The 23,897-nt window shown below is 47.0% G+C and carries 28 protein-coding genes and 1 pseudogene; 19 read left to right on the top strand and 10 right to left on the bottom strand.

Features of this window, described 5'->3' with window-relative positions; all coding sequences use genetic code 11:
* Nucleotides 1–63 precede the first annotated feature (63 nt).
* The 6 genes and pseudogenes from OGY08_RS02035 (at nucleotide 64) to OGY08_RS02010 (ending at nucleotide 6,310) form a co-directional block, all read left to right on the top strand.
* Nucleotides 64–768 carry an IS6-like element IS26 family transposase gene (locus OGY08_RS02035; RefSeq protein ID WP_001067855.1) on the top strand — a complete coding sequence of 235 codons (705 nt, stop codon included), beginning with the start codon at nucleotides 64–66 and terminating at the stop codon, nucleotides 766–768.
* Nucleotides 769–817: 49 nt separating this feature from the next.
* Nucleotides 818–1,899, top strand: a pseudogene (locus OGY08_RS02030) (IS3-like element IS1133 family transposase); the annotation flags it as partial.
* 106 nt (nucleotides 1,900–2,005) lie between these two features.
* On the top strand, nucleotides 2,006–2,809 hold the full coding sequence (aph(3'')-Ib, locus tag OGY08_RS02025; protein ID WP_001082319.1) for an aminoglycoside O-phosphotransferase APH(3'')-Ib: 804 nt from the start codon (nucleotides 2,006–2,008) through the stop codon (nucleotides 2,807–2,809).
* Nucleotides 2,809–3,645 (top strand): aminoglycoside O-phosphotransferase APH(6)-Id, encoded by an 837-nt coding sequence (locus OGY08_RS02020; protein WP_000480968.1) that lies wholly within the window; start codon nucleotides 2,809–2,811, stop codon nucleotides 3,643–3,645. Before aph(3'')-Ib ends, OGY08_RS02020 begins: the two co-directional genes overlap by 1 nt.
* 644 nt (nucleotides 3,646–4,289) lie before the next feature.
* On the top strand, nucleotides 4,290–5,108 hold the full coding sequence (locus OGY08_RS02015) for a DUF4942 domain-containing protein (protein ID WP_000193207.1): 819 nt from the start codon (nucleotides 4,290–4,292) through the stop codon (nucleotides 5,106–5,108).
* On the top strand, nucleotides 5,105–6,310 hold the full coding sequence (locus OGY08_RS02010) for a coiled-coil domain-containing protein (RefSeq protein WP_001371952.1): 1,206 nt from the start codon (nucleotides 5,105–5,107) through the stop codon (nucleotides 6,308–6,310). The genes OGY08_RS02015 and OGY08_RS02010 overlap by 4 nt, the downstream gene beginning before the upstream one ends.
* Nucleotides 6,311–6,373: 63 nt before the next feature.
* On the opposite strand, the gene OGY08_RS02005 is transcribed toward OGY08_RS02010, so the two are convergent.
* Genes OGY08_RS02005 through OGY08_RS01990 form a run of 4 tightly spaced genes read right to left on the bottom strand, consistent with a single transcriptional unit; the run spans nucleotide 6,374 to nucleotide 9,587 of the window.
* A complete protein-coding gene (locus tag OGY08_RS02005) occupies nucleotides 6,374–6,577 on the bottom strand; it encodes a hypothetical protein (RefSeq protein WP_000121164.1) in 204 nt (67 codons plus the stop codon).
* 12 nt (nucleotides 6,578–6,589) lie between these two features.
* Entirely contained in the window at nucleotides 6,590–7,909 is a 1,320-nt protein-coding gene (locus OGY08_RS02000; RefSeq protein WP_000078513.1) for a DUF1173 family protein, read from the bottom strand.
* Nucleotides 7,910–7,931: 22 nt separating this feature from the next.
* Entirely contained in the window at nucleotides 7,932–8,099 is a 168-nt protein-coding gene (locus OGY08_RS01995) for a hypothetical protein (protein WP_000220758.1), read from the bottom strand.
* Nucleotides 8,100–8,159: 60 nt separating this feature from the next.
* Entirely contained in the window at nucleotides 8,160–9,587 is a 1,428-nt protein-coding gene (locus tag OGY08_RS01990) for a DNA cytosine methyltransferase (RefSeq protein ID WP_000833380.1), read from the bottom strand.
* 214 nt (nucleotides 9,588–9,801) lie between these two features.
* Here OGY08_RS01990 and OGY08_RS01985 point away from each other — a divergent pair, with 214 nt between their 5' ends.
* The 8 genes from OGY08_RS01985 (at nucleotide 9,802) to OGY08_RS01950 (ending at nucleotide 16,325) form a co-directional block, all read left to right on the top strand.
* Complete coding sequence (locus tag OGY08_RS01985; protein ID WP_000464825.1) at nucleotides 9,802–10,317, top strand: thermonuclease family protein; 516 nt, start codon at nucleotides 9,802–9,804, stop codon at nucleotides 10,315–10,317.
* A 2-nt stretch (nucleotides 10,318–10,319) separates the two neighbouring features.
* Nucleotides 10,320–11,216: a hypothetical protein gene (locus tag OGY08_RS01980; protein ID WP_000975181.1), complete on the top strand. Its 897-nt coding sequence runs from the start codon at nucleotides 10,320–10,322 to the stop codon at nucleotides 11,214–11,216.
* A gap of 47 nt (nucleotides 11,217–11,263) precedes the next feature.
* Nucleotides 11,264–11,578 carry a hypothetical protein gene (locus OGY08_RS01975; protein WP_001005009.1) on the top strand — a complete coding sequence of 105 codons (315 nt, stop codon included), beginning with the start codon at nucleotides 11,264–11,266 and terminating at the stop codon, nucleotides 11,576–11,578.
* 73 nt (nucleotides 11,579–11,651) lie between these two features.
* The gene (locus tag OGY08_RS01970; protein ID WP_000637193.1) at nucleotides 11,652–11,909 is read left to right on the top strand and encodes a hypothetical protein; all 258 of its coding nucleotides are present in this window, start codon (nucleotides 11,652–11,654) and stop codon (nucleotides 11,907–11,909) included.
* A gap of 986 nt (nucleotides 11,910–12,895) precedes the next feature.
* Nucleotides 12,896–13,093 carry a hypothetical protein gene (locus OGY08_RS01965; RefSeq protein WP_001371914.1) on the top strand — a complete coding sequence of 66 codons (198 nt, stop codon included), beginning with the start codon at nucleotides 12,896–12,898 and terminating at the stop codon, nucleotides 13,091–13,093.
* 140 nt (nucleotides 13,094–13,233) lie between these two features.
* Nucleotides 13,234–13,509, top strand: a complete 276-nt coding sequence (locus OGY08_RS01960) for a hypothetical protein (RefSeq protein ID WP_000864986.1) — start codon at nucleotides 13,234–13,236, stop codon at nucleotides 13,507–13,509.
* A gap of 491 nt (nucleotides 13,510–14,000) precedes the next feature.
* Nucleotides 14,001–15,479: a SulP family inorganic anion transporter gene (locus OGY08_RS01955; protein WP_000927306.1), complete on the top strand. Its 1,479-nt coding sequence runs from the start codon at nucleotides 14,001–14,003 to the stop codon at nucleotides 15,477–15,479.
* 18 nt (nucleotides 15,480–15,497) lie between these two features.
* Nucleotides 15,498–16,325, top strand: coding sequence for a universal stress protein (locus OGY08_RS01950; RefSeq protein ID WP_001066652.1), 828 nt, complete (start codon nucleotides 15,498–15,500; stop codon nucleotides 16,323–16,325).
* Nucleotides 16,326–16,384: 59 nt separating this feature from the next.
* Here the strand turns inward: OGY08_RS01950 and arsC are convergent, their stop codons facing one another.
* Genes arsC through OGY08_RS01935 form a run of 3 tightly spaced genes read right to left on the bottom strand, consistent with a single transcriptional unit; the run spans nucleotide 16,385 to nucleotide 18,478 of the window.
* Nucleotides 16,385–16,810, bottom strand: a complete 426-nt coding sequence (gene arsC, locus OGY08_RS01945) for a glutaredoxin-dependent arsenate reductase (RefSeq protein WP_000065802.1) — start codon at nucleotides 16,808–16,810, stop codon at nucleotides 16,385–16,387.
* 12 nt (nucleotides 16,811–16,822) lie between these two features.
* Nucleotides 16,823–18,112, bottom strand: a complete 1,290-nt coding sequence (locus OGY08_RS01940; protein ID WP_000922628.1) for an arsenic transporter — start codon at nucleotides 18,110–18,112, stop codon at nucleotides 16,823–16,825.
* A gap of 45 nt (nucleotides 18,113–18,157) precedes the next feature.
* Entirely contained in the window at nucleotides 18,158–18,478 is a 321-nt protein-coding gene (locus tag OGY08_RS01935) for a transcriptional regulator (RefSeq protein WP_000941305.1), read from the bottom strand.
* A gap of 86 nt (nucleotides 18,479–18,564) precedes the next feature.
* Between OGY08_RS01935 and arsH the strand changes: the two genes are divergently transcribed.
* Nucleotides 18,565–19,269, top strand: a complete 705-nt coding sequence (arsH, locus tag OGY08_RS01930; RefSeq protein ID WP_000130816.1) for an arsenical resistance protein ArsH — start codon at nucleotides 18,565–18,567, stop codon at nucleotides 19,267–19,269.
* Nucleotides 19,270–19,301: 32 nt separating this feature from the next.
* Here arsH and OGY08_RS01925 read toward each other — a convergent pair whose 3' ends face one another.
* Nucleotides 19,302–20,705, bottom strand: a complete 1,404-nt coding sequence (locus tag OGY08_RS01925) for an ISNCY family transposase (protein ID WP_000125668.1) — start codon at nucleotides 20,703–20,705, stop codon at nucleotides 19,302–19,304.
* 191 nt (nucleotides 20,706–20,896) lie between these two features.
* Here OGY08_RS01925 and OGY08_RS01920 point away from each other — a divergent pair, with 191 nt between their 5' ends.
* The 4 genes from OGY08_RS01920 (at nucleotide 20,897) to OGY08_RS01905 (ending at nucleotide 23,123) form a co-directional block, all read left to right on the top strand.
* On the top strand, nucleotides 20,897–21,214 hold the full coding sequence (locus OGY08_RS01920) for a hypothetical protein (RefSeq protein ID WP_000785965.1): 318 nt from the start codon (nucleotides 20,897–20,899) through the stop codon (nucleotides 21,212–21,214).
* A gap of 22 nt (nucleotides 21,215–21,236) precedes the next feature.
* Nucleotides 21,237–21,542: a hypothetical protein gene (locus OGY08_RS01915; protein WP_001100610.1), complete on the top strand. Its 306-nt coding sequence runs from the start codon at nucleotides 21,237–21,239 to the stop codon at nucleotides 21,540–21,542.
* Between the two features lie 44 nt (nucleotides 21,543–21,586).
* Nucleotides 21,587–22,258, top strand: a complete 672-nt coding sequence (locus OGY08_RS01910; protein ID WP_000285959.1) for a S1 family peptidase — start codon at nucleotides 21,587–21,589, stop codon at nucleotides 22,256–22,258.
* Nucleotides 22,259–22,715: 457 nt separating this feature from the next.
* A complete protein-coding gene (locus OGY08_RS01905) occupies nucleotides 22,716–23,123 on the top strand; it encodes a hypothetical protein (RefSeq protein WP_001371904.1) in 408 nt (135 codons plus the stop codon).
* Between the two features lie 50 nt (nucleotides 23,124–23,173).
* On the opposite strand, the gene OGY08_RS01900 is transcribed toward OGY08_RS01905, so the two are convergent.
* Together OGY08_RS01900 and OGY08_RS01895 are read right to left on the bottom strand one after the other, a co-directional pair.
* On the bottom strand, nucleotides 23,174–23,599 hold the full coding sequence (locus OGY08_RS01900) for a hypothetical protein (protein ID WP_000457316.1): 426 nt from the start codon (nucleotides 23,597–23,599) through the stop codon (nucleotides 23,174–23,176).
* Between the two features lie 57 nt (nucleotides 23,600–23,656).
* Nucleotides 23,657–23,897 (bottom strand): IS5/IS1182 family transposase (locus tag OGY08_RS01895; protein ID WP_032174470.1); only part of this gene is annotated, 241 nt, incomplete at its 5' end.

Here is a 23,897-nt window from a genome sequence, read left to right as displayed (position 1 = left end):
GGCACTGTTGCAAATAGTCGGTGGTGATAAACTTATCATCCCCTTTTGCTGATGGAGCTGCACATGAACCCATTCAAAGGCCGGCATTTTCAGCGTGACATCATTCTGTGGGCCGTACGCTGGTACTGCAAATACGGCATCAGTTACCGTGAGCTGCAGGAGATGCTGGCTGAACGCGGAGTGAATGTCGATCACTCCACGATTTACCGCTGGGTTCAGCGTTATGCGCCTGAAATGGAAAAACGGCTGCGCTGGTACTGGCGTAACCCTTCCGATCTTTGCCCGTGGCACATGGATGAAACCTACGTGAAGGTCAATGGCCGCTGGGCGTATCTGTACCGGGCCGTCGACAGCCGGGGCCGCACTGTCGATTTTTATCTCTCCTCCCGTCGTAACAGCAAAGCTGCATACCGGTTTCTGGGTAAAATCCTCAACAACGTGAAGAAGTGGCAGATCCCGCGATTCATCAACACGGATAAAGCGCCCGCCTATGGTCGCGCGCTTGCTCTGCTCAAACGCGAAGGCCGGTGCCCGTCTGACGTTGAACACCGACAGATTAAGTACCGGAACAACGTGATTGAATGCGATCATGGCAAACTGAAACGGATAATCGGCGCCACGCTGGGATTTAAATCCATGAAGACGGCTTACGCCACCATCAAAGGTATTGAGGTGATGCGTGCACTACGCAAAGGCCAGGCCTCAGCATTTTATTATGGTGATCCCCTGGGCGAAATGCGCCTGGTAAGCAGAGTTTTTGAAATGTAAGGCCTTTGAATAAGACAAAAGGCTGCCTCATCGCTAACTTTGCAACAGTGCCCTCACTAGTGGCTTAACACGCCGTCAAGTTGCGTCAGATTTAAGTATTGGGCTTTCCACGCTTGGGAAATGGATCGCATCAATTTCCGATGAAACTAAAATTCCTACCCAAGACACTGATCTTCTGCGTGAGAATGAACGTTTACGCAAAGAGAACCGTATCCTTCGGGAGGAGAGGGAGATATTAAAAAAGGCAGCAATATTTTTCGCAGTACAAAAGCTGTGAGATTTCAGTTTATTACGGATTACCGTGGCTCTCTCTCACGTTCACGCATATGTCGTTTGATGGGCGTAACAGATCGTGGTTTACGTGCATGGAAACGCCGTCCTCCATCACTGCGCCAGCGTCGTGATCTTATACTTCTAGCGCATATACGTGAGCAGCATCGGTTGTGTTTGGGGAGCTATGGTAGGCCGCGTATGACAGAAGAGTTGAAAGCGCTGGGCCTGCAGGTTGGGCAGCGTCGGGTTGGACGTTTGATGCGCCAGAATAACATTACAGTTGTTCGAACGCGTAAATTCAAACGGACAACGGATAGTCATCATACCTTCAACATTGCACCGAACCTATTAAAACAAGACTTTAGCGCAAGCGCACCCAACCAGAAATGGGCAGGCGATATCACTTATGTTTGGACCAGAGAAGGATGGGTCTATCTTGCTGTTATCCTTGACCTGTATTCCCGTCGCGTGATTGGCTGGGCAACAGGTGATCGATTAAAGCAGGATCTTGCATTAAGGGCACTGAATATGGCGTTGGCTTTACGCAAACCACCACCGGGTTGTATTCAACACACAGACCGTGGGAGCCAATATTGCGCTCATGAATATCAAAAGCTACTGCTCAAACATCAATTGCTGCCGTCCATGAGCGGGAAAGGCAATTGTTTTGATAACTCCGCAGTAGAAAGCTTCTTTAAATCATTAAAGGCTGAGTTGATTTGGCGCAGACACTGGCAAACAAGGCGAGATATTGAGATTGCAATCTTCGAATATATAAATGGCTTTTATAATCCACGCCGAAGACATTCAACACTCGGCTGGAAATCGCCGGTTGCATTTGAGAAAAAAGCCGCTTAAAATGAGAGATAGACCGGAACACAACCGGTGCAAGTCCATAGCAACTCGTTTCTTTTCGCAGGTTGAGCCACCTCCGCGCTTCATCAGAAAACTGAAGGAACCTCCATTGAATCGAACTAATATTTTTTTTGGTGAATCGCATTCTGACTGGTTGCCTGTCAGAGGCGGAGAATCTGGTGATTTTGTTTTTCGACGTGGTGACGGGCATGCCTTCGCGAAAATCGCACCTGCTTCCCGCCGCGGTGAGCTCGCTGGAGAGCGTGACCGCCTCATTTGGCTCAAAGGTCGAGGTGTGGCTTGCCCCGAGGTGATCAACTGGCAGGAGGAACAGGAGGGTGCATGCTTGGTGATAACGGCAATTCCGGGAGTACCGGCGGCTGATCTGTCTGGAGCGGATTTGCTCAAAGCGTGGCCGTCAATGGGGCAGCAACTTGGCGCTGTTCACAGCCTATCGGTTGATCAATGTCCGTTTGAGCGCAGGCTGTCGCGAATGTTCGGACGCGCCGTTGATGTGGTGTCCCGCAATGCCGTCAATCCCGACTTCTTACCGGACGAGGACAAGAGTACGCCGCAGCTCGATCTTTTGGCTCGTGTCGAACGAGAGCTACCGGTGCGGCTCGACCAAGAGCGCACCGATATGGTTGTTTGCCATGGTGATCCCTGCATGCCGAACTTCATGGTGGACCCTAAAACTCTTCAATGCACGGGTCTGATCGACCTTGGGCGGCTCGGAACAGCAGATCGCTATGCCGATTTGGCACTCATGATTGCTAACGCCGAAGAGAACTGGGCAGCGCCAGATGAAGCAGAGCGCGCCTTCGCTGTCCTATTCAATGTATTGGGGATCGAAGCCCCCGACCGCGAACGCCTTGCCTTCTATCTGCGATTGGACCCTCTGACTTGGGGTTGATGTTCATGCCGCCTGTTTTTCCTGCTCATTGGCACGTTTCGCAACCTGTTCTCATTGCGGACACCTTTTCCAGCCTCGTTTGGAAAGTTTCATTGCCAGACGGGACTCCTGCAATCGTCAAGGGATTGAAACCTATAGAAGACATTGCTGATGAACTGCGCGGGGCCGACTATCTGGTATGGCGCAATGGGAGGGGAGCAGTCCGGTTGCTCGGTCGTGAGAACAATCTGATGTTGCTCGAATATGCCGGGGAGCGAATGCTCTCTCACATCGTTGCCGAGCACGGCGACTACCAGGCGACCGAAATTGCAGCGGAACTAATGGCGAAGCTGTATGCCGCATCTGAGGAACCCCTGCCTTCTGCCCTTCTCCCGATCCGGGATCGCTTTGCAGCTTTGTTTCAGCGGGCGCGCGATGATCAAAACGCAGGTTGTCAAACTGACTACGTCCACGCGGCGATTATAGCCGATCAAATGATGAGCAATGCCTCGGAACTGCGTGGGCTACATGGCGATCTGCATCATGAAAACATCATGTTCTCCAGTCGCGGCTGGCTGGTGATAGATCCCGTCGGTCTGGTCGGTGAAGTGGGCTTTGGCGCCGCCAATATGTTCTACGATCCGGCTGACAGAGACGACCTTTGTCTCGATCCTAGACGCATTGCACAGATGGCGGACGCATTCTCTCGTGCGCTGGACGTCGATCCGCGTCGCCTGCTCGACCAGGCGTACGCTTATGGGTGCCTTTCCGCAGCTTGGAACGCGGATGGAGAAGAGGAGCAACGCGATCTAGCTATCGCGGCCGCGATCAAGCAGGTGCGACAGACGTCATACTAGATATCAAGCGACTTCTCCTATCCCCTGGGAACACATCAATCTTACCGGAGAATATCGTTGGCCAAAGCCTTAGCGTAGGATTTCGCCCTCTCCCGCAAACGACCCCCTATAGGTTAAAAAGGGGCATTTTCGCTTTATAGCGTGTTCAACATCATCAATCATCCCAAGAAAGGCTGGCTTATTAAGCCGGTCCATCATTTTCTGTATATCTCTCATCAATTTTTATATCCGGCCTGAAGTGCACCGTTCAAGCACACCGATCAGGCAGTTAGTCACTAGTTAACTCTTTACTAGAGACTAAATTCCATTGATTTACGTGACAACGTCACGTCATTAAGGTTTGCAAATGCCTAATTTTCATACTATGGGATTTAATTAGGAGTAAATCCCACAGGTTTACATAAAGCTGACATTTAAAAGTGTTAAAAATCAATCAGATAGAAAGAAAAGGCTCTCCGGAAGAACTCTTCTCATTATTTCGCCGCCCGGGGTTATTGCTGACAGATCTGAAAGTGCTAATATGTTAGTCATTAGTAATTAGTAAAGCCTTTACTAAACGCGTTTCTACGTAAATTCTATTGGTTTTAGAGGGTCCTACCTTTGCTCAAATCAAAATGTTCTGACATACCAAAATGGAGTGTAAAATGACTCAAAACCAGGGTTCTGAGCCAGTACCGGCGAGCCGGACAGGGCAGCTCATCAGCGCCCGGGATATGGCCATGCAGAAATTCGAAGAAGGGATGCGGTTAATCTCGGAAGCGTCGGAACTGTGCGGTCTCTCTCTCTTCACCAGCAGAATTATGCAGCCCAACGCATTTGGTCTTCCGTCGTCACTGGATCGCACCATCGAGGAGGGGCGTAAGGAAATTGACCGTAAAACGTGGAAAAGGCTCTTTGAAGAAATAGGTATGGACCGGTACTGGAACCATAAGCAAAAAGAAGCCTTTAACGAATCCCTACGTACGGATCCGCCCGTCGCTTCCCTGGAGATTGTTAAGGGAACATTACAGCATGCACTGGCTAACAGACGAGACACGCTTGCAGAAGGTTTCGTTGATGTTCTCAACAAGCTTGACCGAAGTTTTAAAAGCAATGCACGGCAATATACAATGCCGAAAAAGCTTGTTCTTCGGGGGATTTTTCCTGGTGTGAACGTACTGAGGTACAACGGTTTCTCGCAGGACAATCACTTTTGTTTACGCGACTTTGAGAATATTGTATGCATCTGTTCTGATACTCCAACACCTGCAACCGGCGGTGGGCTGAGTATGGTCGACAGGCTGACGGCCATGAGAAATACAGATTTCACAGGCGAGGTCTGCGATGAGAATGGCTGGCGGTGTCGCCTGTTTGAGAATGGAAACGTTCATATTTGTATCGACAGTATCTCGCTTCTGAATGCTCTGAACGATCTTATCAGCATATATTTTGCAAACCAGCTTCCGGCCGCAGGAAAAAAATGATGATCGAAAACGATAAAGAAAAAAGCCTGAACGATGCTACCTCGCCAGAGGTGCAGAATGACATCCGCAGCGAATCCACAGAAAAATCAAAGGAAATGGGTCGTTCAAGGTACTCATCTATTGCGATGATCGATTACTTCAATGCAATCGAACGTCTGTGCGAAGAGAAAAAAATTAACCCGGAAAATATCGATCTGAGCTTCAAAGTTCACTGGCTCAGAAACGCTGTTGGCGGCTCGTTTGCAAGGTCACAGGAGATGTTCGCTGAGTACCAGAAGTATGTTAAAGAGGTTCCTGAAGAGGCCCGTTACCTGGATATACCCGATGAGGTGAAGGTTGCACTCGGCGATATTATCTCGTACATCACCTGGCACTACCGTAGAAGCTATACCGCAATACAGAGTGATAGTGTTAAAAAAGCTGAAGCACGTAGCATGCAGCTGGAGGAGGAGGTAACGCAGCTTTTACAGCGGCTTGAGCAAAGCGCTACCGATATGGATGAGCTGAAACTTGAGAATCAGGCGCTACAGGGTCGATTAGAGATCCGGGACAGTACCGTCAAGGAGTTAGAAACAAGGCTGAATGTTGCCGAAGCAGAACTCGAAACCTGCCATCACCAGTTAGATAGCACACGGCATGAATTAAGCCTCGCACAGCAGTCAAATGACTCACTCTCCCAGCAACTGGCTGAACGTAAAACAGAGATCGCTGGTCACCTTGAATATCAAAAAAAGCTGAACGAAGAGATCAACACTCAGCGTTCTGATAATGCCGGTCTTTCCAGACAATGCGACCAGTTAAGTCAGACTGTGTCAGATACAAAGGCAGAGAGGGACAGGTTTGAACAGGAATTGATTGCTGCACAGAACCTCTGTGCTGAGCTGAAAAGTGCACTGTCCGGGAAGGAGGGTGACCTGGTGGCGGTGAATGCCGAGCTTACTGAACTCCATAAACTAAACGAGTCGCTGAGCGCCGACCTGAAAAAAGTAACTTTGGTCAGCCAGGGCTATGAAGCGGAAGTGGCTGAACAAAGCAGTGAATTAAAAACGCTCCAGTCCAAAGTAATGAAGCTGGAAGCTACCCTGGAGGCAGAGAAAACAATCTCAGAATCCCTGAAAGGCACCATTGATACATTGACTGGTGCAATGGCAGGGGGAGGTACTGGAAAGTCAAAACAGCCGCGTAGTAGAAAAACATCATGATAAATGAAGCCAGGTTGATAGACTTCTCTGCATCCCCTGGCACAGTAGACCTTCTGCGGACATTCAGCCCGTCCGCAGGAGTTTTCGTCCTTCAGTCAACAAATGCACTACCTTTTTTGAGTCTCCACTTTCCAGTGCAGAAAACACGTTACCGATTTTACCAACAGCTTGTATCTGAGTGATAACCCCAGTCTTGTAATCATCAAGGATCCCTGACAGGAAAGCGTTCAGTTTTGTCTGTTCGCTTAGTGAAAGCATGTATGACATTTTTTCTCCATTTTAAGCAGGTGTGCCAGTTGAAAGAGGTTTACGTGATTCTGGAAAATGAGGCAGCACCATAGTTTCAGATGCTGTGGTCGCATCCCAGTGCCACCATCCATAAGGCCCATATTCACGGTTGTAATAATCTTTTTTGAGTTGCTTTCGGGCCAGATAAGCAGGAGTGGCCATACCAAATACTTCCATCGGGAACGGCTTATCGCTTTTTGTGTCGAGCAGGTAGAAGTCAGGGAACACCTCACTAATACTCGCATCATAACGCATGGGCTTAACGTACTGCCGGTGCTCTGCATCCAGCTTTTCTGCAACAACCGCCTCATAGGAGGAGTCCAGAGGTATCCAGTTCTCGCTAACGTGCATCAGCACAATTTGATGAGCTCTTACAGAAGGGCCTCTGCCGGTTACCGCAGCTGGTGACGTCAACGCAAAGACAACTATTTTCGCCCCGGATTTCCATGCTGCGTACTCCGATGAAAATCGTTTCTTTACGCTATCCCAATGGCCTTCTGAATTGAAAAAAATCAGCGGTAGCCCCCCAAAATTCCGCAGGGGTAAAAATTTAAGTGGCTTCTCATGCTTTTCAGCATCGTAGCGAGGTAAAACTGACAGGAGCATGAGACGTTTATCACTCATCGCCTGTGATGAAAGACGCTGAATTTGCGACTGAGCGACAGGTTGTTTCGGGTCAGGTACACCAATGAATAAATGGTCACCTATGCAGGCTCTGCCGGTACGAATTTGTTTAGCGGTTTCAAGCAGACGATACCGTACCAGTGAATCGTTACGTTTCCCTGCCATTTTCGGGTACCAGACATTCAGACCAGACTCTGTCCACAAAAGACTAAGCAAGCCCAGGAGGGTCATTGAGGCCTGACCTCCTTCTGGTCGCTGAACATGGGGCAGGGGAGGCACTTCTGATTTTTCAGGAGGATCTTTCTCTGTCATACCGATACCGAGCCTTACAGCCATATCACCTTCGGTTGTAATCCGGACCACACCACTCGCATATCCTTTCAGGCCGGTATGCCGGGCATCAAGGGAGAAGAATACACAGGAAGGATCATGCTCAATGCCCGTGTTAGCGGCTTTGACGAGAATAAAGGCATCACCGTTCGGTAAAGCACGAACATAAAGTCGCTTTTCTCCTTTTCCACGACATCCGCAGGTGATGACTGATTTTTGACCTGAGGTGTGGTGTGCCTTTTTAAGAGCCGACTGCCACCCTTTAGCAAACTCATCCTGCGTTTGAAAGTCAGGTGAGTACCTTTTGACGTTTGGATCGTCGTCGTAAGCAATCATCACTGCGAATTTTTGGCTCATAGTAGTCTCCTAAACAGGAAGTTTAATATCCCAACCAAAGCAACACTTCCTGAGCGTCATACTGTTCCTTTACGCCCATGTCGCTAAAGAATTCTTCGAAATCTGTTTCGGGAACGCAATGCCTGGACAGTTCTTGTAATGCTCGTTCTTTAGATACCGTCTCACCTTCAGCTGATTCGAAATACGTCATGGTTGACCTCTGACATTATTACAACAATCTTAAGCATTTAAATTGATGAAGGAGCTCAGGTCAGCTGACTTCGTCGTAAAACTGCCGCAAGCGCTGGGAGGCTGCAAATTCAATTCGAGACTTCAGCAGTTTGGCGACGGCCGCAAAGACATCAACGACCACGGAGTTCCCAAACTGTCTGTAAGCCTGTGTATTGGACACAGGGATACGGAAAACACTTTCCCCGGGTTTATCGAAGCCCATTAGCCTGCTGCATTCACGTGGCGTTAGCATGCGTGGCCGACGGTCCATGTTGTATGTGTTATGGAAATCAGTTTCTCCCAGCTCATGAGACCAGCCCCGATCAATAAGAATTTCAGATCCGTCTTTCATATAGCGGCTTGAGAGGGTTCTGGTGACACTATTAACATTGGAAGGATCTACTAGTCCAAAACCAAAACCATTGCCTTTTGCCGCATGTTTCTTTGCATAGTTGTATAAGTACTCCCAGAGTTTAGGGGAGAGGATGTATTTACTATCTACGCTCGGATCCAGTAAATCTGAGAGAGAAGGGCGCTTGTCCGGATAAAAGTCTTTAATGTCTCTCAGAGTAAAACCGTCTTTCAGACGTAGGTCGCGGCGAAAACCAATAAGGACGATACGTTCACGGTGCTGGGGTCGGAAATGACGGCCATCGATGACTTTAGGATCATCCGCGCCCGTGCTTTCGCTGTTTGCGACGTCGTAGCCAAGCTCATCGAGCGTTTTCATGATGATGTTAAAGGTATTACCCTTATCGTGACTCTTCAGATTTTTTACGTTTTCCAGAACAAAAATTGCAGGTTGTTTTGCCCGGATGATCCTGGCCACATCAAAGAAGAGCGTACCCTGAGTGTCGCACTCGAAACCGTGTTTGCGACCCATAGAGTTCTTTTTACTGACACCGGCGATGCTGAATGGCTGGCATGGAAATCCCGCAAGAAGAACATCATGATCCGGGATAGAGGCATCGATAAATTTGTATGCCTCGTCATCAGTAACCTCGGGCCGGTTGCTAAGAGTGATGTCACGGATGTCTGAATTGAAGCGGTGCTCGTTCTCATCGCAATACCAGTTCGCCCGGTAAGTACGGCTGGAATAAGTATTCCATTCGCTCGTGAAAAGACATTTACCACCGATGGCATCAAATCCGCTTCGCAGTCCACCTATCCCTGCAAACAGATCGATAAAGCTAAAGTGCCTGTCCTCATAATCAGCAGGTCGTGAAGGTATTAAAGTCTGTAGATAGCGTCCATCTGCGATACTCAGATCACAATGCTCAGGTATGCATGTAACCTGACGTTTAAGGGATGCACGGGACCAATTACTGCCATTTTCATCATTTAATACCTGAGCCAGATATTTCAGGTCATAAATAGTCGAAGCTGTTAACAAAGTTTTGTGGATCAGAGATGGTGTTTTATCCACATCATTCAGGTCTGTCTCAAGATCATGAGTGTAACGTTTCATCCAAACTCTCTCAGGAATAATATCTTTGAGATAGATTAACACGCTTAATTTGGATTATTTTTTGGTTCAGGTTCTAAATTTATTGTGATTATTCTGCCTTTAAGTTGCAAAAAGATTGGTTTTAAGCCCGCCCATGAAATAATGACTTGTTAAAATACTGCCTGTAAATAGGCTTGTGGATACATGTCTGTACTCAACAAATTCAGGTGAAATGATGTTTTTTTTTACAAAGTTACTTTTGCCCATCATGATTGTTGTATTCCCAGTGGCGTCCTGGGGGAACTCAACAACTTTTGAGGCAAAGGTGGTTAAGATTGTTGACGGTGACACCATAACTGCGTTGGATGCTCAAAACACAACCATCAAAATACGGATGTATGGTATAGACGCTCCTGAATCTAAACAGGCTTTTGGCCAAAAAGCAAAACAGGCCTTAACCACAGCTATAGCAACTAAAATCGTTACCGTGATAGACCATGGTACGGATATCTATGGCCGTATGTTAGGTACCATCTGGTTAGATGGATATGATATCAATGCCTCTATGGTGGACAGTGGATATGCGTGGGTTTATCGGTTCGAAGATAACGCCATTGTCCCTGGCTATATCAAATATGAATCCGCAGCACAAAAGGAGGCAAAAGGGTTATGGGCAGACACCAACCCTGTCCCACCATGGCAGTGGAGACAGGCAAACGAAAAGCCCAGAAAGGTGAAAGGGAAGAAATAACCATGATGAAAGAGCCTCATCCGTTACTTCAGTTGGTACTAAACGATTCCGGTCGTCTAACCATGCCTGTTTATTATAGAGATCAACAGTATTGCCCGACTTGCCTTACAAAGGTGTTGAAGAGTGAGGATGGAAGTTTGGCGCACCTCGGGGAAATAAATCAAAATACATGTAGACCTTCTATTTCAGTAGTTGTGACAAAAGCAATTATTGAAATGTTATGTGACGGGGAAAAAATATTTGTAAATCCAATACGATACCGAGGCCGGGTGCTGGCACCCTCAGTAATTTTTTCTCCCGACACTCACACTTTCAAACCGTTTATAAATACAGACTATCAGCCTGTGGGAGCAAACTGGAAAAGTGAAAAGGGATATAAACTCGGTCTGTTTTATCTCAAAGATCGAGCCAACTCTATCAATAAAGAGGAATTTGATTTCATTGCCGTTATAGACCCTAAGGCAATGCAGAAAGAATTTATTTCGGCCTGGTCTGAGGTTGATGAAAAAAATCCATTGGAAACGCTGAAGCAGATCTTACGATCTAAAAACAACTCTTCTTTATGGGTAAAATGGCCTGGCAAAATTGAGCATGCGCAAAAAGGAAATTGCAACGAAAATTACTGGTTCGATTATCAATCTGATAATCAGGAAGTGAACTGTACGGTCTCTGTTGTAGGTATCGAAGGTAACAGTTCCGGTGAGACAATTTATAGATTGCAAACTTTGCTAAAGCGTAAGCTCAATGAATATCAACTGGTTCGGTCTTTAGGGACTATTATGCTTCTTGATAATACCGGGAATATGATTCCATCAAACCATCCTTATTTTGAAGTCATCTCAAAAGCATGTATAAATGGAGTGCGTGACTTTGTTCGTCAAAACCCGTGGGTAGTCTGACGGTCAACTATAAAGCATAATATAATTAGTAATAACAAGGAACAGACATGAATGAAAACTCAGTAATCTTAATAAGTTTATTTTGGTTTTTTTTTGGATCGAGTGTTGTAGCTGGTTTTATGGATGCATCATTATATTGCTGGATTTTTGCAGCCATAAGCGCATTGTTTCTTCTTTCGGTGATACAAACACCAAAGGAGTTAACGGTATCTATTCTTCTTGCGGTACTTATGGCAAGCTCCGCAGGTGTTTTCATTCTGGCTTATAAAGTCAAAACGAATGTCGTTTCACCAATCTATCTCTTAAAAAAGCCTACTGCATACATGGCTGAAATAGATAACCGAAGGATTCATGGTTACTAAATATTTTGCAATTGCATCATTTGACGGTCCGGGTTTATTTACCCACAGCATCGACTAATTCAAGAGGTTACATATGATAGTTTCAGAAGCAATTTTTTATTCTTCTATTATTTCCTGGGTTCTTTATTGGTGGTTTATTGGAAATATTACTAAAAAGGTAGGGATGCTTGTTGTTCCACTCACGCTTACCTTCGGATGTTACATTTATGCAATTCATTTGGATGATTCCGAACAGCAAACCAATTTACGTTGGGAGCAGATCGGTTTTATTACCTTTATAATTGTGATAATGTGGGCAGGAAAGTTTGTGATGAAAAGACTATCTGAATGATGATCTAATCCACACTTTTCGATATCTTAGAAAAGTAACTTTGTGAGCAAACAGTCATATGACATGCAAAACGCTGATCTCAAAGACAGATGATGGATACACATTTAGCATTTCACCTTACGAAGACGGGTACCGCTTATCAGTCTCGCCTGAAAATCGTCACAATGGTACCCAAAGCTTTGACGGCTGGTTCCCACGTTTTTTTTCCGAACCACAGTATGCCAAATCATCTTTAACTAAGTTTCTCGGTGAGTCCTTAGTATGGGAAGAAGATTCAAGTAATGCTCTATGAGATTACTTATTATAAATTTTTCTATTAATCTCCATGGAGTGATATATGAATTTGGCCTATTTTTTATTTTTGTCTATAACTGTTATGCTTACGAGCTTTATTATTAAATCACTTGTCGTATTGGTAAAGTTCAAATTACTTCGTGATGAACGTCTCGAATATACCAGCAATAAAAATATTGATGAGATGTACGATTTAATGAATGCGAAGGAAGAAATCCTCATAAGGCATCATAAGCAGATGTTGGCATTGCATCTTTCACTATTAATATTCGTTCTATTTATTGCTTACATTTACTAAAAATAATTTTATTCAACATTTCAACAAAGGGTTTTCAATGGAAAGCTTCGAAACTGAACAAATGATTCAATATGCTTTCTACATAAATATCGTAATAACGACTGGTTTGGCATGGTTTTGCTTGCGGTCAGGATTGCATTACAATTTTTTCAGAAAAGCAGAGAGTGCCAGAACAAAAGGGCTGAGTAGTACCTCTACTGAACACGGTCCAGCAATTGTGAGAATAAAGAAGCTACAAGCATTAGTAGATTTTATTAGTAACTGTGCTTTTCTAATCCTTTCAATTGGCACAGCTTATATTTTGTATTTTTGGATCCACAGTTAACTCATACAAGGTAACTTCGGCAAATAACAACTTCTAATGCAGGACTTTAATAACTATAACGGATGCTACATGAAAAACGACAGTTTAATTACGCGGTATAAAATACTTAAAGGCGAACGCGATGAGTCTATCTTCACCATAATAATCGCGCTAGTAGTAAAGCTGGGGCTGGTAGCCCTGGCATTCTATCTGTTGCTTGGTTCCACGATTGATTGGTCAAGCTGGAAAACCTATGCCGCCATGTTGATCTTTGGAGCATTTCTCTAAAAGGATGACCACGGCAATACCAGGTCAGACAACAAGGTCGTTAGCATGATCGTTGGAAGCAACGGAAGCACCTTGAAAAAGGTCGGCAGCACTATAAAATCCATCAGCAATGCACACAAATAAACTACTGGTATCTTAAAATGAAAGTGAAAGAGTTGATCGCCATGCTGAACGAAAGAGACCCTGAGGCAATTGTTCTGATTTCCGGCTATGAAACGATCGGCGGCACGGAAGTCGCAGAAGCTGATTTGCTCATTGATATGCAGTCAATATGCTTAGAACAGGCTGATAATCTCACAGGAAACCGTAAAGTTGTTTCTTCCGGTGGTGAAGATTCAGTTTGGTTAGGCTGGAAAGATGATTACCGTACAAAGGTGTTTTTAGAAGATGCCCAAATTCCTGATCAAGATGAATGACGGTCAGCGTTGGCTTCAAAGGCAATCTATCAGTACGTGAAACGTAAATGTTAAAAAATAACCACATATGAATCAATAACTTATGTCAAAGCTAAGTAGAGATGTCCGGGGTGGGGCAAAGTTCAAATGTCCTTTGATAATATTGAATTCCTGGATAAAAATCGCATCTTAACCTCTTCGTTTGAGTACCTTGTTGGGTTGACCCCGTATTCGCTTTATTTGTAGTATTGGGCTGCTTTGAAGTGTTTCATGTTCAAACGCGACGTGTTCTGTAAGTTCTTCCTGACAACAGAGCCGACAATATATACACATCCGCTATGGAGAATCTGACAACCGCTATGCGTATTACGCCACCCTGAGTTTTTCCTTCCTCTGTCGTACTGAGCAAGCCTCAGCACGCACTCAATAACATCCCGTCTGCGGATGTGCTTTACCGTACGTAAAAATGTAGCCCTCCAGGGCTGACTGTATCTAAAAACTGAGAAATTACTATGTTGCTGTCCTCGACGCGTAAGGACTGGCTGGGTAACGTCCGTGGTGACGTTCTGGCCGGTATTGTTGTCGCGCTCGCACTCATTCCAGAAGCGATCGCCTTTTCCATTATCGCCGGTGTTGATCCCCAGGTGGGCCTCTACTCGGCGTTCTGTATTCCTCTCGTTATGGCCTTCTTTGGCGGACGTCCGGCGATGATTTCGTCCTCCACCGGTGCAATGGCTCTCCTGATGGTGACGCTGGTGAAAGATCATGGCTTACAGTATTTACTGGCTGCCTCCATACTGACCGGGGTATTCCAGCTGATAGCCGGATATCTGAAGCTTGGCGGGCTGATGCGTTTTGTTTCACGCTCAGTGGTCACGGGGTTTGTTAATGCACTGGCAATACTGATTTTTATGGCCCAGTTGCCTGAGCTGACCAATGTGACATGGCATGTTTATGCCATGACTGCGGCAGGGCTGGGGATCATCTATCTCTTCCCTTATATCAACAAAACCATTCCTTCACCGCTTGTGTGCATCGTGGTGCTGACTGGGATTGCCATGTGGCTGCATCTGGATGTGCGAACCGTCGGGGATATGGGGAAACTTCCCGACAGTCTGCCGGTCTTCCTGCTCCCGGACGTGCCTTTAAATCTTCAGACGCTGCTCATCATCCTGCCATATTCTGCGGGGCTTGCGGTGGTTGGCCTGCTTGAGTCGATGATGACCGCCACTATCGTGGATGACATGACCGACACGCCAAGCGACAAAAACAGGGAGTGCAAAGCTCAGGGCATCGCGAACATCTGCACATCCTTTATCGGAGGAATGGCAGGCTGCGCGATGATTGGGCAATCTGTTATCAACGTAAAATCCGGTGGACGCGGACGACTTTCAACCCTCACGGCGGGCGTGGTGCTGCTTTGCCTGATTGTGTTCCTGCGCAACTGGGTCTCCCAAATTCCGATGGCAGCGCTGGTCGCGGTGATGATTATGGTTTCCATCGGGACATTCTCCTGGCGCTCCATTGCCAACCTGCGGACACACCCCCTTTCAACCAGCGTGGTCATGCTTGCCACCGTCGCGGTTGTGGTGGCAACACATAATCTGGCCTTCGGTGTGCTGACCGGTGTACTGATTGCTTCGCTCAATTTTGCCACTAAAGTATCCCGGTTCATGCGTGTAACCTCAGTTCTGGAGGGGACGAGCCGGACGTATACCGTCACCGGCCAGGTATTCTTTGCATCAGCAGACCGCTTTACGAGCCACTTTGATTTCCGTGAAGCGATTGAGAATGTGGTGATAGACGTTTCACATGCCCATTTCTGGGACATCACGTCCGTCAGCGCCCTGGATAAGGTGGTCATTAAGTTCCGTAGAGAGGGCGCCGGGGTTGAAATACGTGGGATGAATGAAGCCACCCGCACCATCGTTGACCGGTTTGGTGTTCACGATAAACCTGAAGAAGTCGAAAAACTGATGGGCGGTCATTAACAGACCGGAGGGAAAACTATGAATAATACTGTTACAGCCTGTGTGGACGGTTCACTTTCAACGCGGTCAGTGTGTGAATATGCGGCGTGGGCAGCCCGCACTTTGCAATCACAGCTAGCACTGTTGCACGTTATCGAAAAAGACAGCACCCCGGTAGTGTCAGACCTGACCGGCACTCTCGGCATAGACAGTCAGCAATTGCTGACCGATGAGCTGGTAGAAATTGAAGGGCAACGTAATCGCCTGCTGATGGCCCAGGGGAAAGCAATACTGGAAAGTTGTGCTGAACTGCTTCAAAAACAGGGAAGCCCGGATGTGCTTTTGATGCAAAAACACGGTACACCGGATGAAGTTCTGGCAGAGCTGAGCGACCTTCGTCTCATGGTGCTGGGGCGTCGGGGTAGCCAGCATCCGGTAGGCTCTCATCTGGAAAGCGTTATTCGTCTGCAAAAGAAACCCCTACTGGTTGTTCCGGAGAACTACTCAGTGCCTTCCAGAGTCATGCTGGCTTATGATGGCAGTGAAGAAAGCAGGAGTAACCTGGAACGTCTGACGATGAGTCCCTTACTCAGGGGGCTGGAGTGCCACCTTGTCATGGTAAACGGTAAGAAGGAAGAGCTGCTGACCGCACAGCAAATTTTACGTGACGCGGATATAGAAAACAGCACAACACATCTTACCGGGCAATCAGTCGGGGACGCGCTTATTCGTTACGCCGAGGAAAATGCTGTCGATCTGATAGTGATGGGGGCCTACGGTCATTCCAGGTTGCGGCAGTTCTTTATCGGTAGTCATACCTCCGAAATGCTGCAAAAGACGCAACAACCGCTTCTTATCCTCCGTTAGCACTGATTATCTTAAATAAAAAAGGGCGAGTTCTCTCGCCCTTCGTCACAAGAACACGTTTAGTTCAGCCGGTTACCTTTTTCATCAACTACCTTCTCACCGTCCTCTTTCGTGAACGCGCTTTTCTGCGCATCGGGAAGAATATCCAGCACGACTTCAGAAGGGCGGCATAGCCGGGTACCCAGCGGCGTTACCACGATAGGGCGATTGATCAGAACAGGGTGCTGCAACATAAAATCGATTAACTGCTCGTCAGTAAAGCGGTCTTCCGCCAGCCCTAACGCTTCAAAAGGTTCGACATTCTTACGCAGCAGCGCTCGTACCGTGATCCCCATATCCGCAATGAGTTTTACCAGCTCAGCTCGTGATGGTGGGGTTTCAAGATAATGAATAACGGTCGGCTCTGTACCGCTGTTGCGGATCATTTCAAGGGTATTGCGTGACGTGCCGCAGGCCGGGTTGTGATAAATGGTAATGTTGCTCATATCAGTATCTCATTACAAAGTGAAAGACAGACGAAGCGCCAGTGCTGCAAGCGTGACAAACAGCACGGGGATTGTCATGACAATGCCCACCCGGAAGTAATATCCCCAGGTAATTTTGATATTTTTCTGCGACAGAACGTGCAGCCACAGTAACGTTGCCAGACTGCCGATAGGGGTAATTTTTGGCCCCAGGTCGCTGCCGATGACGTTGGCGTAAATCATCGCTTCTTTGATAACACCGGTCGCTGTGCTGCCATCAATCGACAGCGCCCCGACCAGCACGGTCGGCATATTGTTCATCACTGATGACAGGAAGGCCGTCAGGAAGCCCGTACCCAGCGTTGCCGCCCACAATCCCTGCTCTGCCAGCTGATTCAGCAAGGAAGAGAGATAGTGGGTCAGACCGGCATTTCGTAAGCCGTAGACCACCAGGTACATCCCCAGCGAGAAGATAACGATTTGCCAGGGCGCACCACGCAGCACCTTACCGGTGTTAATGGCATGCCCTTTTTTCGCAACAGCAAACAGAAGCAATGCACCAGCGGCTGCGACCAAACTGACCGGTACGCCCAGCGGCTCCAGTCCGAAGAATCCCACCAGAAGCAACACCAGAACCAGCCAGCCGGTTTTAAAGGTATTCACATCACGTATAGCGTCTTTCGGTTCTTTCAACAGAGAAACGTCGTAAACGGCGGGAATGTCCTTACGGAAAAACAGATGCAGCATCACCAGCGTAGCCGCAATCGCGGCCAGGTTAACCGGGACCATCACGGCGGCATATTCTGAGAAACCAAGCTTAAAGAAATCCGCCGAGACGATATTCACCAGGTTTGAGACAATCAGTGGCAGGCTTGCCGTGTCAGCGATAAACCCTGCGGCCATGATAAACGCTAAGGTTGCTCCCCGGCTGAATCCCAGCGCCAGCAGCATCGCGATAACGATAGGTGTCAGGATCAGTGCCGCACCGTCGTTGGCAAACAGTGCCGCAACCATCGCACCAAGCAGGACGATCCAGGTGAAGAGCAGCCGCCCCCGGCCATTCCCCCAACGGGCAACGTGCAGCGCGGCCCATTCAAAGAAGCCGGATTCGTCGAGCAGAAGACTGATGATGATCACGGCGATAAAGGTGGCGGTCGCATTCCACACTATCTGCCAGACCACCGGAATATCCCCCAGATGAACGACGCCAGTCAGCAATGCCAGAATTGCGCCCAGTGAGGCACTCCAGCCAATCCCCAGCCCTCTGGGTTGCCAGATAACCAGGACGAGCGTGAATAAAAAGATAGCACCAGCCAGTAACATCAGAAACTCCATTCACATTTGTTTATTCGGATATATATATCGCCATCAGCAGGAGACAGATGCCACGCTACTGAGCTTGTTGCGTATGTTTTCTCGTTCACAGTTCCAGGCTGTATCAATAATACCCGCAGCCCATGCTGGCATGTGTGGCGACAGTCGGTAATGCACCCATTTTCCTTCGCGACGGTCGATGACCAGCTCGGCTTCACGTAAAAGGGCCATATGGCGAGAAATTTTTGGCTGAGACTCTGCGGTTGCCGCACAGATGTCACAGACGCACATTTCACCGGACTCCCTGAGAAGCATCACGATAGTTGAACGGGTCTCGTCGGCGAGCAGTTTAAAAAGCTGAACAGGCTGTAGCATGCTTAACCTCGTAAAAAAATAACAATACATATGGTATTTCATATGTGATAACTTTTAAAGCATAGCTTATGAAATGGAGATTTTTTATGACCGACTTACCAGCAATCGAACCGGCTTATTTTGATGATGCGCTTGCCAGCAAACTTACGGGCAACAACGAAACCATGCCGCGAATTCTCATCCTGTACGGTTCAGTACGAGAGCGGTCCTACAGTCGTTTTGCAGCGGAAGAGGCCGGGCGGTTGCTGGCAAAGATGGGGGCTGAGGTGAAAATATTTAACCCATCCGGTCTGCCGTTACCCGATGATGCGCCCGAAAGTCACCCCAAAGTGCTTGAACTCCGCGAGCTGGTCAGGTGGTGTGACGGAATGGTCTGGAGTTCTCCGGAAAGACATGGCGCCATGAGCTCGGTGATGAAGGCCCAGATTGACTGGATACCCCTGAGTGAAGGTGCTGTTCGTCCTTCCCAGGGTAAAACGCTGGCCGTCATGCAGGTTTGTGGTGGTTCACAGTCGTTTAACACGGTCAATCAGATGCGGATACTTGGCCGCTGGATGCGGATGTTCACCATCCCCAATCAGTCGTCAGTGCCAAAGGCATGGCAGGAATTTGATGATGAAGGGCGCATGAAACCCTCACCCTGGTATGACAGGATTGTCGACGTTACCGAAGAGTTGTTCAAAATGACGTTACTCCTGAAAGGGCACACAGCCTACCTGTCCGACCGCTACAGCGAAAGGAAAGAGAGTCATCAGGAGCTCGCGGCACGGGTCAATCAGGCCAAAATCTGACAGCCAGGCATGCCCGGATGGATTACCGGGCTTTAAATCGGTTTCTTCCCAAATATCTCTTCAGAGCGTGACTGAAGTTTCACCAGGGCATTGAACATATCGTCCTGATCCAGGGAACGCTGGGATTTCTTCGTCGTGGGAGCTTTACGCCTGCGAGAAGGGCCGTCTCCGGATGGTACGGATTGCGACCGGTTATTATCCCGCTCGGCCTGGACCAGCTGCGCCATTTCCAGGGCCCGCCCCAGACGTTTGTTATCCACAATGGCCCCCTGATCGATTTCAGAAAGCTTGTCATAGGTGGAGTAGGGAAGTGATACGCCATTAAGCCGGAGCTCTTTATGTCCATCCGGGTAATGCCAGACATCGATGTATTTACCAATCGCCCGACGACTGAATTCGCTGTCTTCAATCAGATAAAGGACTTTGTCGTATTGCACTGTGAGTGATTTCGACACTTTACGAGCTTCACGCCAGTTAAATACCATATCAAGATCGTCATCGACATCCAGTTCCCGATGAACATCAAACGCCTGGCGAGGCGCTTTTGCGAAACGACGGTTGTAATCGTTCATGAACTCTTCGGCAAATGCGTTCGCAGCTTCCATGGAACTGATGCCCTGGAGCCTGAGCTCCTTGACCAGTCGGTCCTGAAGCGTCAGGTGCGCCCGTTCAACGCGGCCTTTGGCAGCACTGGTTTCTGCACAAATGGTCTGAATGTTCAGTTCATGCATCGCACGGCCAAACTGGGTATCGCCGTCGCCGCCGGTTGCATTTTTATTGTTGATCCTGAATACGCTGGCTTTGTCGCTGTACAGCGCAAGCGGTTTGCCATGTTTTTCAATATAGCCCCGGGTCGCTTCAAAATAGGTGAAAGTAGACTCAGATTTCACGAAAAGAAGCTGCATTAAACGACTGGTTGCGTCATCAACGTAAACCAGTGCCGTACACTTAGGTCCCCGATTTTCAAACCAGTGGTGGTCGCAGCCGTCGATTTGTATGAGTTCACCGGCACAGGCACGGCGGTAACGAGGTTGCTGAATTTTTGGCGCACGTTGCTTACGTGGGACCCACAGACTGGCCTGAGTCATCAGCTTACGGACGGTTTCTTTGGAAAGATGAACACCGTGCACCTCAGACAGTTTTTCACAGGCCAGCGTCGGACCGAAATCGTTATAGCGTTCGCGAATAATGTTCAGCGCGTATGCGGCCAGTCCCTGAGGCAACTGGTTGTTACTGGATTTACCACGACGGCGGCTGGTCATGCCAATCGGACCATCTTCACGATAACGCGCAAGCAGACGACGGCACTGACGGTCGGAGATACCAAGCCGCTGAGCTGCCATTTGTGTTGTCAGACGCCGGTCGATGACATCCTGAATGATTTTGAGTCGGTTAACTTCATCCAATGTGAAAAACTCCGCTGCGAGAGCCGTCATGGTAATCCTTACTTGATTATACACGCCGGACATCTTAACTTAGCCATTATCGGACATTACAACTTTGCTACTACAACTTAAGTGCGCATAATCAGGATTATGTAAGATCAGCGTTAAGTAGTCGATTTATTTGAAAGTGACGTCGTCTTTAAGTTAAAATCACCTATAATCAATACCTACTGGAGCAGCTCATGGCTGACACCTACCTCCCCCCGGGCTTTAAAAAATGCAAATCATGTCAGCAAGTTAAACCCTTTGAACAGTTTGGAAAAGAGCTCAAGGGCAAGTTTGGCCTCAAGAGTAAATGCCGAGCGTGTATTAGCGAGAAAAACAAAACGTACGCAGCAGGCCCAGGGGCCGAAGTAAAGACGCAAAATAATAGGACCTACCAGGCAGAAAACAAGACTGAGCTCGCGGAGAAAATGCGCGTTAAGCGTGCGAAAGAAAAATTTGGTGATCGCTATAATTCCTACCTCGCTTCTTTAGAGTCCATGAAAAAACTCAAATAATGTAATCGCCAACGGAGGAATAATGAATGTACATCTGAAATATGATACGATAAAGCACTATCACTTTGATTGGCTAACGCCTGCTGGCGACTATCCTAATTCAGCGGTTATGCTCGTAGGTTTCCGTGATGGGCGCTGGATTATTGTTCAAGAGTTCGGAAATGATTATAGCTGCTTCGAGGGCGTTCTGAAGAATGGTGATGATCTTAATACGGAGCCTAAATTCTATTCCGACTTAGAAAGCGTAGCGGTTGCTGCTTTTGGCATGATGAAGCAGATATATCCCCAGTACCAAGATAGCACGTTAGAAGAATTCCTCGCTGGATAAAATATTCTAGAAACCAAACTCGCCTTATTCGAAGGAAACTGACTATGTATAGAAAGGTTTTAGCTCTTTCAGCCTTACTGATTTCTGCTTGTTCCACCGATAATCCTCATAAACAAAGTATGCACCACAATGATTTTGAGCTTTCGGACTCAGCTGTAAAAATTCAAATCAAGTCTGGAAATAAGACAATCTCCGGCTCAGGTACTTGGATCGATGAACAACATATTCTTACAGCTTCACATTTATGGCTTGATGCAAGCAAGGATTATAGTCTAAGTATAATAACAAGGAATGGGAGCCAACCAGCAACAGTTATCAATATTGATGATCCTAAGAACCGGGACCTCGCTCTTTTAAAAGTAGAAAAAAATACTATTGTCAAAGCCCCACCTAATTGGAAGCTTCCAGTATGTGATAATGTTCTAGCTCCAGGTGAGTCTGTTTGGGTTCTATCGGGAATGTATAATACGCTTTCAAATACGTATGCTTCCCCCGACTCAACCTACTATTATAAAGGAATAGTTGGTTCTGATGGTTTGACTGCTTTTTATCAAAATGGAGTTAGTGGAAGCGCTGTGTTAAACCAATCTAAGAGTTGCTTATATGGTGTTGTGAGTCAACAAGACATTAAAAAGATCAATGTCTATCAGATATATATTACGAAGATTACTACAAATGAAATTATACGCGGATTCATAGGTTATAAAAATAATTAAATGAGCGTAATCTTACAACAGGCAATTCCGACGTTATCTGCGTTGGTCTACCTATCTGAACCTTTAAAAGGAACGTCTATCATGTATAAACTTTTACCCGCAATACTAGTCTTTCTTTCGGTGTTCCTTGGACTAATCGCTCTACTCAGTGCTATCAAAAATGGTTCTGATGAATTGGCGGTATTCCTCATTACACTTTCGGCGTGGTTCGCTGCTTTAAGTAAGTTTTATTCACTTAAACTGTATAAAAATAGTTAGCCTGTGAATCCAAATACAGTTGACAAGTATCCAGCACTGCCCCCGTGATTTATTCAGGTTAGAAGCATTCCCGGAGTGCAGGCTGGGATTAGAAAAGTTACTTTTCTTACGATGTACCAACCAATAGGGCACGACTTATCGTAATGCCTAATTACATATTACCTGTTTAAGTCGATCTAATAATTTCATTGGAGCAGACATGTCCCCGGAATTGGTATCAGGCATTGCACGAGTGGCGCATGAAAAGCTACTTTCAGTTTTGACGGAGTGCGGCACAAAGAAGACGAAAGGCACATGCCTTTTTGCAAGCTATCTTGTATGTTATTTAGCAAAAACTAAAGGTCTAGATGCTGTTGTTCGTGGGGGTAACGGTGCAGATGATGGCGGTATATTTACAGAGAGTGGTGGCTTTGGCCATTATTGGTGTGAATTGAACTTCGAAGAAGTGCAATATTATATTGACATCACTTCCGAGCAGTTTGGGTTTCATCCATACATAGTGAAACGCGTCAACGATATAACAGGATGGCCACGATATATTCCTGGTGATCAGGAAACGGTCGATAGTCATTTAGAACAATTATTACGCGACGGCTATACAGAATAGGCTGCGTATACACTATCGCAGCCTTTCAGGCTCTTAACCCTTGTGACCAGTTAACGGAACCACTCAGGATGACGCTGCCGATCAACGTTGATAACCTGCGAATTAAATTCAACGACATCCGCTGGAGTAAGCATTAATTCATCAGGATTTACAATAAATGGTCTTAAAACCACTTCGCCACCGTCTTCTTTTGCACCGTAGATATTAATAAGAAAGTGCAGTCGTTGATTTCCGTCAGCATTGCGTTGCCATTCTCTAAAAGTCAAAGTCTGTTTAATATAGTTTGTTAAAAGAAATGCGAATTCAGATTCTTCCGTTTGTGAGATACCGTTTTTGTTAGACATTTTTTTTAGTATCTTTCCGAGCATGGATACACAGGCATCTAGGGAAGGTGCGAATAAGCAGGTCATTTCTTCCCAAGCTGACTCGCTGATTAAAATTTCGCGGATCTGGGCCGATTTTTTTCCCGCAAACACATCGAATCAGCCTATTTAGGCTATTTTTTCCACCATTTCTGGCGTTATTTCCGGTTTTTACTGAGATCTCTCCCACTGACGTATCATTTGGTCCACCCGAAACAGGTTGGCCAGGGTGAATAACATCGCCAGTTGGTTATCGTTTTTCAGCAGCCCCTTGTATCTGGCTTTCACGAAGCCGAACTGCCGCTTGATGATGCGAAACGGGTGCTCCACCTTGGCACGGATGCTGGCTTTCATGTATTCGATGTTGATGGCCGTTTTGTTCTTGCGCGGATGCTGCTTCAAGGTTTTTACC

The sequence above is a fragment of the Citrobacter sp. Cpo069 genome, from assembly GCF_030332785.1.
GTDB lineage: Bacteria > Pseudomonadota > Gammaproteobacteria > Enterobacterales > Enterobacteriaceae > Citrobacter > Citrobacter portucalensis.
This window is presented reverse-complemented; position numbering and strand designations above follow the sequence as displayed.

What these genes read in the sequence shown, in the direction of transcription:
- OGY08_RS02035 (WP_001067855.1), top strand. Translation starts at nt 64, where the DNA reads ATGAACCCATTCAAAGGCCGGCATTTTCAGCGTGACATCATTCTGTGG.
- OGY08_RS02020 (WP_000480968.1), top strand. Translation starts at nt 2,809, where the DNA reads ATGTTCATGCCGCCTGTTTTTCCTGCTCATTGGCACGTTTCGCAACCT.
- OGY08_RS02015 (WP_000193207.1), top strand. Translation starts at nt 4,290, where the DNA reads ATGACTCAAAACCAGGGTTCTGAGCCAGTACCGGCGAGCCGGACAGGG.
- OGY08_RS02010 (WP_001371952.1), top strand. Translation starts at nt 5,105, where the DNA reads ATGATGATCGAAAACGATAAAGAAAAAAGCCTGAACGATGCTACCTCG.
- OGY08_RS02005 (WP_000121164.1), bottom strand. Translation starts at nt 6,577, where the DNA reads ATGTCATACATGCTTTCACTAAGCGAACAGACAAAACTGAACGCTTTC.
- OGY08_RS02000 (WP_000078513.1), bottom strand. Translation starts at nt 7,909, where the DNA reads ATGAGCCAAAAATTCGCAGTGATGATTGCTTACGACGACGATCCAAAC.
- OGY08_RS01995 (WP_000220758.1), bottom strand. Translation starts at nt 8,099, where the DNA reads ATGACGTATTTCGAATCAGCTGAAGGTGAGACGGTATCTAAAGAACGA.
- OGY08_RS01990 (WP_000833380.1), bottom strand. Translation starts at nt 9,587, where the DNA reads ATGAAACGTTACACTCATGATCTTGAGACAGACCTGAATGATGTGGAT.
- OGY08_RS01985 (WP_000464825.1), top strand. Translation starts at nt 9,802, where the DNA reads ATGTTTTTTTTTACAAAGTTACTTTTGCCCATCATGATTGTTGTATTC.
- OGY08_RS01980 (WP_000975181.1), top strand. Translation starts at nt 10,320, where the DNA reads ATGATGAAAGAGCCTCATCCGTTACTTCAGTTGGTACTAAACGATTCC.
- OGY08_RS01975 (WP_001005009.1), top strand. Translation starts at nt 11,264, where the DNA reads ATGAATGAAAACTCAGTAATCTTAATAAGTTTATTTTGGTTTTTTTTT.
- OGY08_RS01970 (WP_000637193.1), top strand. Translation starts at nt 11,652, where the DNA reads ATGATAGTTTCAGAAGCAATTTTTTATTCTTCTATTATTTCCTGGGTT.
- OGY08_RS01965 (WP_001371914.1), top strand. Translation starts at nt 12,896, where the DNA reads ATGAAAAACGACAGTTTAATTACGCGGTATAAAATACTTAAAGGCGAA.
- OGY08_RS01960 (WP_000864986.1), top strand. Translation starts at nt 13,234, where the DNA reads ATGAAAGTGAAAGAGTTGATCGCCATGCTGAACGAAAGAGACCCTGAG.
- OGY08_RS01955 (WP_000927306.1), top strand. Translation starts at nt 14,001, where the DNA reads ATGTTGCTGTCCTCGACGCGTAAGGACTGGCTGGGTAACGTCCGTGGT.
- OGY08_RS01950 (WP_001066652.1), top strand. Translation starts at nt 15,498, where the DNA reads ATGAATAATACTGTTACAGCCTGTGTGGACGGTTCACTTTCAACGCGG.
- arsC (WP_000065802.1), bottom strand. Translation starts at nt 16,810, where the DNA reads ATGAGCAACATTACCATTTATCACAACCCGGCCTGCGGCACGTCACGC.
- OGY08_RS01940 (WP_000922628.1), bottom strand. Translation starts at nt 18,112, where the DNA reads ATGTTACTGGCTGGTGCTATCTTTTTATTCACGCTCGTCCTGGTTATC.
- OGY08_RS01935 (WP_000941305.1), bottom strand. Translation starts at nt 18,478, where the DNA reads ATGCTACAGCCTGTTCAGCTTTTTAAACTGCTCGCCGACGAGACCCGT.
- arsH (WP_000130816.1), top strand. Translation starts at nt 18,565, where the DNA reads ATGACCGACTTACCAGCAATCGAACCGGCTTATTTTGATGATGCGCTT.
- OGY08_RS01925 (WP_000125668.1), bottom strand. Translation starts at nt 20,705, where the DNA reads ATGACGGCTCTCGCAGCGGAGTTTTTCACATTGGATGAAGTTAACCGA.
- OGY08_RS01920 (WP_000785965.1), top strand. Translation starts at nt 20,897, where the DNA reads ATGGCTGACACCTACCTCCCCCCGGGCTTTAAAAAATGCAAATCATGT.
- OGY08_RS01915 (WP_001100610.1), top strand. Translation starts at nt 21,237, where the DNA reads ATGAATGTACATCTGAAATATGATACGATAAAGCACTATCACTTTGAT.
- OGY08_RS01910 (WP_000285959.1), top strand. Translation starts at nt 21,587, where the DNA reads ATGTATAGAAAGGTTTTAGCTCTTTCAGCCTTACTGATTTCTGCTTGT.
- OGY08_RS01905 (WP_001371904.1), top strand. Translation starts at nt 22,716, where the DNA reads ATGTCCCCGGAATTGGTATCAGGCATTGCACGAGTGGCGCATGAAAAG.